Consider the following 14186-nt stretch of genomic DNA (forward strand, 5'->3'; position numbering starts at 1 on the left):
CCCAGTATCTCGCGCGCCTGCGCGGGACTGGCCACCGGGCGTTCGTATGTCTCGCAAAGCGCCGCCGCCCGTTGCACCAGCGCCGCGTTGGAGGGCGCGAGCGTGTCGCGATCAAGGCGCACGTTGTCCTCCAGCCCGGTGCGCGTATGACCACCCGCGGCAATCGCCCATTCGTTCACCACGATCTGGTTGGCACCGATTCCGGCCGCGCACCATTCCGCCTCTGGCGCACGCTCGCGCATCATCCGCACATAGAAGTCGAACACGTCGCGATCCGCGGGCATGGCGTTCTTCACCCCCATCACGAACTGCACGTAGAGCCTGCCGAAAAGCGCGCCTTCGCCATGCATGCGGATGGCCTGAAGAATGTGGCTCAGATCGAAGGCTTCGACCTCGGGCGTCACCTCGTGTTTGCGCATTTCAGCGGCGAGCCAATCCACCAGGTCGGGGGGATTTTCATACACGCGCGTTGGAAAATTGTTCGATCCGACCGAAAGCGACGCCATGTCAGGGCGCAGCGCAAGCATCCCGCCCCGCGTCTTGCCCGCCCCGGTGCGCCCGCCCGTGGACAGCTGAATGATCATGCCGGGGCAATGCGTCTTCAGCCCCTCCATCAGCCGCGCGAACTTCTCCGGGTCCGCTGTCGGCGTCTGATCGTCATTGCGAACATGCGTATGGCAGATACTCGCCCCCGCCTCAAAGGCCTCCTGCGTGCTTTCGATCTGCTCTTCGACAGTGATCGGCACAGCGGGGTTGTCCTCCTTGCGGGGCAGCGAACCGGTGATGGCAACACAGATGATGCAGGGTTTGCTCATGTCGTCTCCTCCGCGCGCACCAGCAGTCAAATATCGAAGAACACGGTTTCACCCTCGCCCTGCAAGCGGATATCGAAGCGATAGACTGCCCCGGCATCCCGCTCTGACCGGTGCGCGACAAGCGTTTCGCGCCGGTTTTCCCACTCGATCGAACGAATGACGGGATCGGCGGCATTCGCCTCGGCCTCGTCGCCGAAATAAAGCCGCGTGTGCAGGCCAAGATTGATACCGCGCGCCACGATCCAGAGGTTGATGTGCGGCGCCATGACACCACCGTTGAAATCGGTGACAGGCCCCGGCTTGATCGTGTCGAAGGCCCATTCGCCCGTGTCGAAGTCGGTGATCACGCGGCCCCAGCCGCGAAACCCCTGCTCAACCTCTCCGGCGTGTTCGGGATGGGCATAGATGCCGGCGGCATTGGCCTGCCACGCCTCAAGAAGCACATCCTTGACGGGGCTTCCGGTGCCGTCGATCACCAGCCCCTCGACACGAATACGCTCTCCCGCTGCGTTGGGACCGGCGATGTCCCAGCCCAGTTCCTCGCGATAGATGTCAAATCCCGCCGCCCCGGGGGCCAGCCCGATATGGACATAGGGCCCGGCGGTCTGCGACGGCGTTTCCCTGAGATAATCAAGCGGTTGCGCCATCAGTTCCCCTCCGGTCGGTTTTCGAACAGCGTGGACCGACGCCCGCGCAGCACGATGTCGAACTTGTAGGCGATGCTGTCGAACGGCACGGTCGCCTTGTGATCGAGCGGCGCGATCAACTGCTCCAGCGCGGCCGGGCCGGGGATCGTGTTGGCGATCGGGCAGCGCGCGATCAGCGGATCGCCCTCGAAATACATCTGCGTGATCAGCCGCTGCGCGAACCCGCTTCCGAATACCGAAAAATGAACATGCGCCGGGCGCCAGTCATTCCTCCAGTTGCGCCAGGGATAGGCACCGGGCTTGATCGTCCGGAAATGATAGTACCCGTCCGCATCGGTCAACGTGCGCCCGCAGCCCCCGAAATTGGGATCAATGGGTGCAAGATAGGTATCCTTGCGGTGCCGATACCGCCCGCCCGCATTGGCCTGCCATATCTCGACAAGCGTGTTTGGCACGGGGCGCGCGTTCTCGTCCAGAACGCGGCCATGCACGATGATCCGTTCTCCGATCGGCATTTCGCCAGACTGCGCGTAATTCAGGATCAGATCGTTGTCGATCGGGTCGATGTCATTGTGCCCGAAAACCGGGCCGGTGATCTCCGACACGGTGTTGTCCAGACTGAGAAGCGCATACTGCGGCGAGCGCGCCACCGATGTCTTGTAATCGCGCGTCAGGGCAGGGGGGTGCCACATCCGGTCGCGCTGATAGAATTCGCCGGGCTTCGGCATGTTGTCTGTCTCCTCTCAGCTATCGGCTGCGCGCATTTCCGGGGCCTGTGCCCGCTCCATCTCGTCATAGGTGGCCTTGGCCAGTTTCAGCGCCTGATTGGCGCGCGGCACACCGGCATAGATGGCCACATGCTGAAACGTCTCCAGCACGTCGCGCTTGCTTGCCCCTGTTCGGGCGGTGGCGCGAATGTGCATTGGTATTTCCTCGAAGTTCCCCATCGCCGCGAGGATCGCAAGCGTCAGCATGGAGCGTTCGCGCAAATCGATTCCGTCACTTGCCCAGACGGTGCCCCAGGCAGCCTCGGTAATCAGCTCCTGAAACGGGGCGTCGAAATCGGTCTTGGCCTCTTCCGCGCGCACAACGTGACCCTCGCCAAGAATCCGGCGCCGCACCTTCATACCAGTCGCGTATCTCTCACTCATGGGCGATCTCCTTACTGGGCGACCTCCTTCGCTTGCGCAGAGGCTATCATAACCAAAGGCGAATGAAATTGAGTTTTCCGCTATTTCACATTACCGTATGGTTATGTCCATGGACCCCCGCCTTCGACTTCGTCATATCGCCTGTTTTCTCGAAATCGCGCGCGCGGGCTCGCTCGTGGCGGCGGCTGACCGGCTCGCCGTAACACAGCCAGCCGTCTCCAAGACGTTGCGGGAACTGGAAGACATCCTCGGTCAGTGGCTTTTCGACCGTAGCGGGCGCGGCCTGCGGCTGAATGCCGCAGGCCGCGCGTTTCAACAGTTCGCGGGCGTTGGCATGGCAGAACTTGAGCGCGCCCAGAACACGGTGCGCGGCGCGCATTTCGGTCAGAGCCGGTTGTCACTCGGGGCTTTGCCGACCGCCGCCACGGAACTGGCCCCCCGCGCGGCGCTGGCCTTTCATGAGGCCCATCCCGGTTGTGTTCTACGGGTGCAGACCGGGCCGAACTGGCTTTTGCTATCGCAACTGCGGGAAGGCACGCTCGATCTTGTTGTCGGGCGGATGGCGGAGCCCGATCTCATGGCCGGATTGTCTTTCGAACAACTCTACCTCGAAGATGTGGTGGCTGTGGTGCGCGCCGATCATCCGCTGCACGGTGACGTGGATGCCGATCAGCTTCTGACATATCCACTTATTCTGCCGCCGCGCGGGGCGGTGATCCGGCCCACCGTGCGCGGCTTCCTGACCAGCATCGGGGCTGGGGACCCGGCCCCGATGTTCGAAACCGTCTCTCTGGCGTTCGGACGCCGGACGCTCGTCGGCTCGGATGCGATCTGGTTCATCTCGCGCGGTGTGGTGTCAGACGAACTTGGCAACGGCAGGCTTCGCACGTTGAAGATGAAGGCGCCGATACTCGCCGGACCCGTCGGAATCAGCCAGCGCGAAGATGCTCAGCCCATGATAGAGCGCAAGACACTCACCGACTGCCTGCGCGCCGTTGCGGCAAGTGATCTGCATCAGGTTACCAACTGACATAACCCTCGGCTCATGAATATCTGCCAGAATCTCAATTTTCAATGCTGGTGGTTATGGTAATCTCCTGCACAGATCAGGAGGTCAGAAGATGAGCACCGCTCAACGACGCCGCACACAAGTGGCCATCATCGGCGGTGGCCCGTCCGGGCTTCTGCTGTCTCAACTGCTTCACCGGCGGGGAATCGATTCCATCGTGATCGAGCGCCGCTCCAAAGAGCATGTTCTGGCCCGCATCCGCGCCGGTATCCTCGAAAGCGGTTTTGTCGGGCTGATGCGCGAGGCCGGGATCGCAGAGCGCATGGACCGCGAGTGCTTCATTCACGAAGGCACGATGATTGCCTATGACAACAGGAAATTCCGCGTCAACTTTCGCGAACATACCGGGACAGATGTCGTCGTCTATGGTCAAACCGAAGTGACGCGCGATCTGTATGAGGCGCGTGAGAAGATGGGCGGCGCCATCGACTTCAACGTCGATGACGTGCAAATTCACGATGCCAACGGGTCTGCGCCGTATCTGACCTATGAGAAAAACGGAACGAACCACCGGATCGATTGCGATTTTATCGCCGGTTGCGACGGGTTCCACGGTGTCAGCCGTCAGGCCATACCACTCTCGGTGCGCCACGAATACGAAAAGACCTATCCCTTTGGCTGGCTTGGTGTTTTGTCGGAAACGCCGCCTGTCCACGAAGAGCTGATCTATGCCAATTCGACCCGCGGCTTCGCGCTCTGTTCGATGCGCAACGCCAGTCTCAGCCGCTACTACATTCAATGCGCCCTGAACGACAGTCCGGACGACTGGACCGACCGCATGTTCTGGGACGAACTGAAACGCCGCATTCCCGAAGAAGATGCCGACCGACTCGTGACCGGACCATCCGTTGAGAAATCAATCGCACCGCTGCGATCCTTCGTGACAGAGCCGATGCGCTGGGGCCGGCTGTTTCTCTGCGGTGACGCGGCCCATATCGTGCCACCGACAGGGGCCAAGGGGCTCAATACCGCCGCCTCAGATGTACACTATCTCTACACAGGTCTGCGTCAGTTCTATGAGGATGGCGACAGCGACGGGATCGATCGCTATTCCGAACGTGCGCTGGCTCGCGTCTGGAAGGCCGAACGGTTCAGCTGGAACACGACCAACCTGCTGCACCGCTTCCCGTCACAGACCGAGTTTGACCTCAAGATGCAGAGAGCGGAACTTGATTTCCTGCGCGACAGCCGGGATGCACAAAAGGTCTTTGCGCAGAATTACGTCGGTCTGCCATACTAGCGAATTCATGCGGTGGATGAGCTGAACTTACCAACCCATTGATATCTAACTCGTATGAAATATTAACATAATACTGATTATGCGAATAATGGGCATGGGACCGCCAACCCCTCATGCACCAGCATTGGCCCTTGATCCGACCCCGTCCGGCGCAGTTCAGTGAACCGCGGCAAACATGACCCTTTCCTCATCTGCATCCAAGGGATCGAACTCCTCGACCACACGACCTGCCCGGCAAACCAGAATACGATCCGAAATGCTGAAGATTTCGGGCAGATAAGACGAAATCACCACCACCGCCATACCCTCGTCGGCAAGCCGGTTGATCAACTCATGGATCTCCGCGATCGCCCCGACGTCCACCCCGCGCGTGGGTTCATCGAATATGACGATTTCCGGCTTCTGGACCAGAGACTTGGCGATCACGACCTTTTGCTGATTGCCTCCGGACAGTTCGATTACCCTCGCGTCGGTGTCGATTGCCCGGATGTTCAGCGATGAGGTCCATTCATCGGCCAGCGCCTTCATCTCGCTTCGGGTCACAACCACACCTTGGCTGAGACCGGCCGCAAGTCGGCCCATGTTCAGATTTTCGGAGATCGACATGGTTTCGAAGAAGCCCTCGGCCTTGCGGTCCTCGGTGACATAGACAATACCGTCGCGCACCGCCTCGCGCGGAACACGGTACCTTACAGATCTGTCGTGCAAGCGTATCTCTCCGCCGTTAAGGAAATTCCGCTTGACCACCCCGGCGATGATCTTGGCCGTCTCCGTGCGCCCCGATCCGATCAATCCGAACATTCCGGTCACCTGCCCCGCATAGATTGAAAACGATGTGTTTTTCACGATCGTTCCCATGGACACGTTTTGCAGGCTGAGGACCTTGGCCTGTCCGACACGGTTGGAATTGCGGTGCGCCCCATGGCTGGACGATTCGAGCGTGCGGCCCACCATGGCGCGCACGATCCGCTCGCGGTCGAATGTCTCGACGGGTCCGGTCTCGATCAGCGCACCATCGCGCAGCACCGTGATCAGATCGGCAATTTGCAGCGCTTCCTCAAGGGCATGGCTGATGAAAATGATCGACACGCCCCTCTCCTTGAGACGCTCCACGAGTGAAAAGAAGTGGTGTTTCTCTTCCGGGGTCAGAGCCGCGGTCGGTTCATCGAAGATAATGACCTGAACATTCTTGCGCACGGCCCGGGCTATTTCGACCATCTGTTTGTGCGCCGCACCCAGCGCGCCGACCATCGTGGTCGGGTTAACGTTGAAATTCAGCGACTGGAGAAACGTCTGCGCCGAGATATTCAGGCTTCGTATGCGGTTGAACAGCTTTTCGTCGCCCAGATACAGGTTCTGAGCAACGGTCATCGATGGCACGAGGCTTGTTTCCTGAAAGACCATCGCCACCCCGTTGTCGAGGGCCTCGGCCGGGGTCTGGAAATCGACGGGCTGGCCATTCATCAGCATCTCGCCCCGGGTTCTTTGCGTGACGCCGCACATCATTTTCGTCAGGGTGGACTTCCCCGCTCCGTTCTCGCCCAGAAGCGCGTGAACCTTGCCTTCCTCAAGCTCGAAATCCACGTCGGTGATCGCCGGAACGCCACGATACTCCTTGGTGACGTTTTTCATTTCAATCAGTGCACTCATGTCTGAACCACCCCCCTGTCTTGCATCAGGCGCAAGACCAGATTGCCGCCCTTGGATGCGGCCAGTAACTGTCCGTCGACCTCTGCCACGGACGTAATCCCGTGCCGCTTTCCGTCGGCGCGGCTGTGCTGGCTGGCGACGGGACGAAACATCTCATCCAGCCGGATCACCAACCCGTAGGACTGGCTCGGCGCCCACGGTTTGACCACGCCGAGATGCACCTGCGCCCCGCCCTGTAACGGTTGCAGGAATGTCGTTGACGCCTCCAGCGACGGCGCAGCCCAGTAGTCGGGGTCGATCTCTTCGATCATTCGCTCGCGAAAGCCCGGCTCCCGCAGGATGAATTCGATAAGCGGATTGCGCGGGGCGAAGACTGCCAGCCACCAGCCGCCCCCTGACGCGGGCGAAATCCGCGCGGGATACCCCGGCAAATCCCATAGCGGTGTCTTGACCCCCCCATCCCTCGTGCGATGCAGTACCCGGTGACGCCAGCTTTCCGTGATGACCAACCCGTCCGCGCCAAGGCCCAGACCAAAGGGCCAGGCCAGATCACCCATCAGCCGTTCTGCGGACCCCGCCGCCAGATCAATGCGCCAGACGCTCCCTGTTTGTCCTCGTGACATCAAATCATGCTTCCAGTCATTGGGACTGAAATTCTCAGAGCCGTTGGCAACAAAAAGTGTGTCGGCCCCGTCAAACAACAAGGCAACGGGACAGTTCAGCGTGCGTCCGAGCATTGCCGCCAGATCTTTTCCGTCGTGCGGCCCGCCGATCAGTCTGATCCCGTCATTCGCCAACCCGACCGCCAACGCCCCGTCCGACCCGGCCGCCAGCGCAGATACCGTTGTATCAAAGGCATACCGCTCTCGACCGTCCGACAGGGCGCAAACCTGATTTCCCGTCGAGAACAGGATTTCCCCGCCGCATTCACAAATCATGTCGGGCTGCTCGGTGCGGCAGATCGGCTCCGCCTCCTCGACAAGCTGGTTGGGGCGCAGTGCCCCATCCATCGACGGCACCGTTACAGCCGCGTCCCCACTGCCGCGAATCTTGTCGAGCTTTCGCTGAAAGAAGGCGATCATGTCAGCTCTCCCCAATAAGAATCGTGAGAGGTCCAGTTCGGGTCGGCATCGGGGATCGGATAGCGCCCGATCCGGTTGTTGTAGATGCCGCCCAGATACAGGTATCCCTTGTGCTCGCGGATCGAGGTAATCATCGGATGCGCCTCGCCGCCCAGATCCCAGAGCACGTCAAGAACGTTCCCGTCCTTGTCGAACTTGATCACGCAGCCGGTGTTCATGTTCGGATAAAGCCAGTCGTCCCGCGACACGCTCTGCACCATCCGGCGCCGGAAACCGGGCATCCGCTGGGCAAGGTCGAACACGGGCGAGCGCATTCCGCAAAGCGCGCACCAGTAGGTGCCGTCAGAGGCACGGTTGATGTTATCCGGGTATCCCGGCAGGTTGGCGATCACGACGTCGCGCTGCCCCTTTCTGGGACCGTCGAACCAATAGCGGGTGATCCGGCAGCCCCATGTTTCGGCATAGAGCAGCGATTGCCCCTCGAACTCGACGCAAATCCCGTTTGGAAGCTGCAAGTTCGGCAGCACGGTCCGCGAGGAGCCGTCCTTGGGATCATAGCAGATGATCCGCCCGTTGCCGCGTGCTTCGAGCGCATCGACCATCCAGTCATACATCTCGTAGCGTACCGTCGCCTCGCTGAAGAACACGCGGCCATCCGGTGCGATGTCGAGGTCATCCGCCAGCCGCAACCGTGAATCGTCGGCGATGGACAACCAGCTTCGATTGGTTTCGTCCGAGAGCTTGGTCACCGTCTGATCGGGGGCAATCATGAACAACCCCATCCCGCCAACGCAGACATGCAGATTGTCCCTTGCGTCGAAGGCCATGCCCAGCGGATGACCGCCGATATGGGCAAAGACCTCGATCCGGGTGTAGTCGGGGGCGAAGATCCGGATCACGTCGCCATGCCGGCTGCCGCAATACATGTTGTCCTCGCGGTCGAAGATCATGTCCTCGGGACCGTCCAGTTCACCAAGCCCGATCGCCTCCACACCGCGCAGCTTGTCGTTGAGCGCATAGGGAGAGTCCGACCCTATTGCCGTCTCGGGAAGCGGCGGCAGCTTGAAATAGGTCGGCGAGACATAGGACCGTGCAAGGATCTTGCTGCGGTTTTTCATCCAGCGCACGTCGATGGCCACCGCGAGCAGAAGCACAGAGCCCAGAACAAGTGAACTGGCTCCGCTCATGAGCCCCATGCGGATCAGGCTGTTTTGCACCAGAATGATGATGACCGTTCCGAGGGCCGCCTTGACGATGGAGCCGCGCCCGCCCCCAAGGCTGATCCCGCCCAGCACGACGGCGGTCAGGATCGTCACCTCGAGCCCGAGGCCGACGCCGGCGCTCGCGCTCGAAAGCCGCGCGGCGTAAAAGGTCGAGGCCAGTCCACACAACATCCCGGAGATGACATAGGTGGCACAGACGGTCCGCTTGACGCGGATGCCCGCGTTATAGGCCGACCTGCGCGACCCTCCGACCGCCATCAGATGCCAGCCGAACCGAAAGCGTGTCAGAACCAGATGCGCGGCAACGGCAACGACGACCACGGCGACAAGGCTTGACGGAATCCCGAATATATTGCCAAGCGCCATGAACTCCCACGCCAGCGAGGCATTGAACCCCCGGCCGATGATCATGGCGTAATCAAGTAGAAGCATATCCACGCTTGCCCGCACGATGATCAGCATGACCAGGGTCGTCAGAAAGGCGCGCAAACCAAGATACCCGATCAGGATGCCATTGATCAGCCCGACCGCCCCGCCAACCGCGATAACCGCCGGAATCCCGAGGATCAGCGGAAGCTCAAGATAGTTGATCAGGGCAAGCGAGACGAAGTTGCACAAGGCAAAGATCGAGCCCACAGAAAGATCGATTCCGCCCGCCATCATTACGATCGTCATGCCGATCGCGATAAAGAGGTATTCCCCGTAGATCCGCCCGATATCGTTGAGATTGGCTGCCGACAGGAAATTGGGCATCTGCGTGCCGAAGAAGATCAGGACCAGCACCAGAATGAAGGCCGGGATCAGCGTATCGATCCAGTTCTTGCTGAGAATCTCGCCAAGCGCGTGATCCGGCACCAAACGGTAACGCCATTTTGCCCAGGTCTCGGATGCGGCCATGTCCATAACTCCATAAGTTGCCCCGGCCCGGCTTGAATCCGGGCGGTCACGGGGCCCGCGAACGCGCGCCCCGTGGTCTCGATTGCTATCAGCCGCCGTGGGCCTTCAGCTCTTCCAGGGTCCAGCACGAAGAGGGTGTCATGTTCTCCTTCGTGATGTACTTCAGGGGCGTGTAGAGCGCGAAAGGCGCCGATCCGGGCTCCGGGTCGGTCTGCAACAGGATCTTCAGCGCCGAATTGAGATCACGCGCCTGTCCGGGCACGTCATAGCTGTAGTAGGCGTCGAAGTTGCCGTTCTCGATATTGTCGCAGGCCGCCGCCTGATTGCCTCCGCCCGAACTCACGAGGAACACCTGATCTTCAAGTCCGGCTTCGCGGATCGCTGCGGCTGTGCCGATGTCCTGCCCATCCCAGATGCCCAGAATACCGCAAAGGTCCGGATGCTGCTTGAGAATGGTCGACGTGATGGCCTGCGCCTTGGAGGAATCGAAATCCGCCGCCTGCGTGGCGACAAGCTCGATCTCGGGATGCGCCGAGAAGACATCGTTGACGGCCTGTCCCGCGATCGTTGCTGTCGGATTGGCCAGCATGCCCTGGACAAAGGCAACCTTGCCGTTGCGCCCCGATCCCTCGCCGCAGGCATTGACGACCGCTTCGGCCTGTTTGACGCCCATTTCGTACCAGTCGGTTCCGACATAGACATCGCCGTTGGTCACAGACTTCAGGTTGATCTGAATGACGTTGATCCCGGCCCGCATCGCCTTTTGAACGATCCGGTTGTAGGCTTGCATGTCAAGAGGATGCAGGATGAGGACATCCGGCTTTTCGGCGATGAAGCCATTGGCGGCCTGCGCCCCGGCTTCGGTGTTCCAGTTCGGATCGCGCACCATCACTTCATAGCCCAGGGCGTCCGCCTGGTTCTGCAAGCCGGCATTCCACCCTTCTGTCAGGTCGAACCCCATGGACAGGGGCACAAACCCGACCTTCTTGCCCTTCAACGCCGCGTAGTAGTCTTTTGACTGGCCATCATCGAAGGGTTCGGCCATCGCGCTCCCGGCAAGCCCGGTCAGGCCAAGCGTCGCCGCAGTCACCACCGTCTTGAAAGTTGTTCTAAGTCTCATTCTCTTCTCCCTGATTGGACAGTTTCTGTCCCTGCTGTTGTCCGCGAAGCGGTCAGATATCTCCGTGCTGCGCGGTTTGCTCGTCCCTCGGGTTCAGCATCGTGTCGATCACGATGGCCGCCAGAAGGATTATGCTCTTGAAAATGTTCTGCGCCGTGTAGCTCAGGTTTAGGATCGTCATCCCGTTGAGCAGGATTCCGATCAGCAGCGTGCCGACGATCACATTGCGGACACCGCCCTTCCCTCCCGAAAGGCCGATCCCACCCAGAACCACGACAAGGATCACGTCATACACCTGCGTCGACAGCGCCAGCCGCGTGTTCATGCTCGACACCGACGTGGCGATCACCACCCCGGCCAAAAGCGCGATGACCGCGATCAGCACATATTGAAGCATCATCACCGGCCGCACTGGTATCCCCGTGATGCGCGCGGTCCACAGGTTGTCGCCGATGGCGTAGTTGTAGCGGCCGTATTTGCTGAATTGCAGGAAGACATGCACGATCAGCGCGACCAGCGCGAAGGCGATGACCGGATTCGGAATACCGAGAAAGCGACCGCTGCCGATCTGATAGAACCAGCTTTCGCCCTGCGGCAGATAGACGACGTCCGTTCCGACAAGGAACGATTTTCCAAAGCCGTAGATGGCAACGCCCATGGCGAGCGTGGCGAAGATCGCCGGGATCTCGACATAGGCGATCAGAACCCCGTTGATCAGACCGATCACAACCGCAAACCCGAGGGCGAGACCGAACGCCACCCAGAGGTTCGTGCCGTCGTTCACCATCACAAGCATCCACGCGACGGAAATCACCATGGTGGACACCATCGACAGATCGATTCCGCGCCCGATGACCCCGATCGCCATTCCCGTCCCCAGAATCCCGAGGATCGACACGTTCTGCACCAGCGACAGGATATTGCCGCCGCTCAGAAAACCGTCGAGCCCGACCGAGAAGCCGATGAACAGGATCACCGAGATGAGAAGGACGATCCGTTCCTGATTGAGCCGGTTCAGCATGGTGCTCTCTCCAATGTCACAGCGGGTATCCGACCATCTGGCCATCTTCGACGCGCTCGATGTATTCGGTCATCCCGAACCCCTCGCGGCCGTCCCAGGTGAACTTCGAGTACCCTTCGGCGATCCGTGAAATCAGCGTCTCGCCATCGACCTGACGGCGGTTTCGCAGCGGCGCGAGGGTCAGCACCTCGGCGTCGATCAACGCCTTGCGCTTGTCCGTCGCAACGCTGAGCCTGACACGATGCGGGTCATGCTTGTCGGTCCAGTCGGTGATCACGTTGAGATCGGTAACCTCCTCGTATTCACCATCCACGAGCAGAACGCCCAGACGCCGGGTCTTTCCGGCCTCGTCGGTGATCCGCAGCAGCATGAATCCGTCGCCATCCTCGAAGTTGGCTATGAACAGCCGGTAGTAGTAGATCGCCTGCCAGTATCGCGGCCCCCATGAATGATCGCGCCAGCCGCGCCCGTCGATCTGCCAGCGTTCGGCGCCGACCTCGATCACGCCATCGACCTTGCCATGCTGGTTGAAATGCCCGCGTGAGAAATCACGCCCGTACATCGTCGGCGTGACATCGTCGGTCGGCTCGCCCCCGTGGATTGGGGACGACGCCACATGCGTGAAATCCACCCGCCCCGGCAAACGCGGCCCCTCCGCGAAAAGCCGCTGTGGCTCGCGCAGGTCGTCGGGATTGTCCACGATGAGCAGATCGCCCTCGTACTGCATCCGAATGGACTTGAACGGCTCGATCACCTCATAGGACAGACCGCCCGCATCGAAGGCATTGTTGTGCTCGATCCGTGGCCGCTGAAACTGGCAGGCGACCCGGCCGTCGGGCAAGTAGAGACAGACCGAGAGCTCCGCCCGGCCCTCGTTCACCCGGTTGCCAAGACGCATCCAGCCGCCGACCCTTTGCCTGAAATCGAACCCGTTGGAATAGACGCTTTCGTTGAAATTCGGCACCGGATCGGGGGCGTGATTGTATTCGTCCTCGCGGCGCATCAGGAAGTTGCTCATCACTATCGCTCCTTTTTCTCGGGCCGCTCAGGCCGCATTGTCCGTGGCGCCACCGCGCGCAAGTTCCGTCCGTGCAAGCGCCTCGCGGTGCACCTCGTCCGGTCCGTCGCCGATCCGCAGGAACCGGGTCTCGGCAAAGGCCATCGCCAGAAAGAAATCCTCGCTCAGCCCGCTGCCGCCATGGACCTGAATGGCCCGGTCGATGATCTGGCCGGTGACGGTCGGCACGAAGATCTTCGCCATGGCGATGTCGTGCCGCGCCGCCTTGTTGCCCAGCCGGTCCATCGACCACGCCGCCTTGAGTGTCATGAGGCGCGCTGCCTCCAACTCGGTGCGGCATTGCCCGATCACCTGCCGCACGCCGCCCATCTCCGACAGGCGGTTGCCGAACGCGGTGCGCGCGCCGGCTCTTGCGCACATCGCCTCCATGGCGCGCTCGGCCAGGCCGATGAACCGCATGCAGTGATGGATGCGCCCGGGGCCAAGCCGCCCCTGCGCAATCTCGAACCCCCTGCCTTCGCCCAGAAGCATCGCGTCCGTCGGCACCCGCACCTTGTCGAAAACCACCTCTGCATGGCCCAGCGGCGGATGCTGAAACCCGTAAACCGCCAGCGGGCGCGTCACCGTCACGCCGGGGCTGTCCATCGGCACAAGGATCATGGATTGCTGCTTGTGCTTGGGGGCATCGGGGTCACTCTTGCCCATCACGATGGCGACCTTGCAGGCATCGGCCATCGCCCCGGTCGTCCACCATTTGCGGCCGGTAACGACATATTCATCGCCATCGCGTTCAATGCGCGTTTCGATGTTCGTCGCGTCCGAAGAGGCGACCTGCGGCTCGGTCATCGCGAAGCACGACCGGATCTCGGCGTTCAGAAGCGGCTTGAGCCACCGCTCCTTCTGCGCGTCCGTGCCGTAAACCGACAGGATCTCCATGTTGCCCACGTCTGGCGCGTTGCAGTTGAAGATCTCCGGCCCCGCGAGGGATCGGCCAAGCGTTTCGCACAGATGCGTGTATTGATAGTTCGACAGCCCCTGCCCCTCGGGTCCGTGATTGTAGAACAGGTTCCACAGCCCTTGCTCACGCGCTTTGGCCTGAAGGTCGCGTTGCAGCGCGCTATGCGCCCAGCGACCCTCCTGCCGCGACTCGTCAAGAAGCTCCGCCTCGTTGGGATAGACATACGCCCCCATGAACTCGGTCAGCGTCTCTTTCAGCGCCTTGGTCTTGTCGTCCAGTTCCGCAAACATCCGTT

General features: G+C 61.0%; 13 protein-coding genes. 2 read left to right on the forward strand and 11 right to left on the reverse strand.

Annotated elements, in window-relative coordinates; all coding sequences use genetic code 11:
* The 4 genes from BMW66_RS16280 to pcaC all read right to left on the reverse strand — a co-directional run.
* On the reverse strand, window positions 1-815 hold an 815-nt coding region (locus tag BMW66_RS16280; protein WP_093120023.1), incomplete at its 3' end, for a 3-oxoadipate:acetyl-CoA acetyltransferase.
* Between the two features lie 26 nt (window positions 816-841).
* A complete protein-coding gene (gene pcaG / locus BMW66_RS16285) occupies window positions 842-1462 on the reverse strand; it encodes a protocatechuate 3,4-dioxygenase subunit alpha (protein ID WP_093120025.1) in 621 nt (206 codons plus the stop codon).
* The gene (gene pcaH / locus BMW66_RS16290) at window positions 1462-2190 is read right to left on the reverse strand and encodes a protocatechuate 3,4-dioxygenase subunit beta (RefSeq protein WP_093120026.1); all 729 of its coding nucleotides are present in this window, start codon (window positions 2188-2190) and stop codon (window positions 1462-1464) included. The genes pcaG and pcaH overlap by 1 nt, the downstream gene beginning before the upstream one ends.
* 15 nt (window positions 2191-2205) lie before the next feature.
* On the reverse strand, window positions 2206-2613 hold the full coding sequence (gene pcaC / locus BMW66_RS16295) for a 4-carboxymuconolactone decarboxylase (protein ID WP_093120028.1): 408 nt from the start codon (window positions 2611-2613) through the stop codon (window positions 2206-2208).
* A gap of 109 nt (window positions 2614-2722) precedes the next feature.
* Between pcaC and pcaQ the strand changes: the two genes are divergently transcribed.
* Entirely contained in the window at window positions 2723-3643 is a 921-nt protein-coding gene (gene pcaQ / locus BMW66_RS16300) for a pca operon transcription factor PcaQ (RefSeq protein WP_245729518.1), read from the forward strand.
* Window positions 3644-3734: 91 nt separating this feature from the next.
* Entirely contained in the window at window positions 3735-4922 is a 1188-nt protein-coding gene (gene pobA, locus BMW66_RS16305; RefSeq protein ID WP_093120029.1) for a 4-hydroxybenzoate 3-monooxygenase, read from the forward strand.
* Window positions 4923-5078: 156 nt separating this feature from the next.
* Here the strand turns inward: pobA and BMW66_RS16310 are convergent, their stop codons facing one another.
* The 7 genes from BMW66_RS16310 to BMW66_RS16340 form a co-directional block, all read right to left on the reverse strand.
* Entirely contained in the window at window positions 5079-6572 is a 1494-nt protein-coding gene (locus BMW66_RS16310; RefSeq protein ID WP_093120031.1) for a sugar ABC transporter ATP-binding protein, read from the reverse strand.
* A complete protein-coding gene (locus BMW66_RS16315; protein WP_093120032.1) occupies window positions 6569-7654 on the reverse strand; it encodes an SMP-30/gluconolactonase/LRE family protein in 1086 nt (361 codons plus the stop codon). Before BMW66_RS16315 ends, BMW66_RS16310 begins: the two co-directional genes overlap by 4 nt.
* Window positions 7651-9774: an ABC transporter permease gene (locus tag BMW66_RS16320; RefSeq protein ID WP_093120076.1), complete on the reverse strand. Its 2124-nt coding sequence runs from the start codon at window positions 9772-9774 to the stop codon at window positions 7651-7653. The genes BMW66_RS16315 and BMW66_RS16320 overlap by 4 nt, the downstream gene beginning before the upstream one ends.
* 88 nt (window positions 9775-9862) lie before the next feature.
* The gene (locus BMW66_RS16325) at window positions 9863-10894 is read right to left on the reverse strand and encodes a sugar ABC transporter substrate-binding protein (protein WP_093120034.1); all 1032 of its coding nucleotides are present in this window, start codon (window positions 10892-10894) and stop codon (window positions 9863-9865) included.
* Between the two features lie 52 nt (window positions 10895-10946).
* On the reverse strand, window positions 10947-11915 hold the full coding sequence (locus BMW66_RS16330; protein WP_093120035.1) for an ABC transporter permease: 969 nt from the start codon (window positions 11913-11915) through the stop codon (window positions 10947-10949).
* A gap of 16 nt (window positions 11916-11931) precedes the next feature.
* Window positions 11932-12933 carry a DUF7064 domain-containing protein gene (locus tag BMW66_RS16335; protein WP_217639327.1) on the reverse strand — a complete coding sequence of 334 codons (1002 nt, stop codon included), beginning with the start codon at window positions 12931-12933 and terminating at the stop codon, window positions 11932-11934.
* Between the two features lie 27 nt (window positions 12934-12960).
* Entirely contained in the window at window positions 12961-14181 is a 1221-nt protein-coding gene (locus tag BMW66_RS16340) for an acyl-CoA dehydrogenase family protein (RefSeq protein WP_093120038.1), read from the reverse strand.
* Window positions 14182-14186: the final 5 nt, after the last annotated feature.

It is taken from the genome of Salinihabitans flavidus (genome assembly GCF_900110425.1).
GTDB lineage: Bacteria > Pseudomonadota > Alphaproteobacteria > Rhodobacterales > Rhodobacteraceae > Salinihabitans > Salinihabitans flavidus.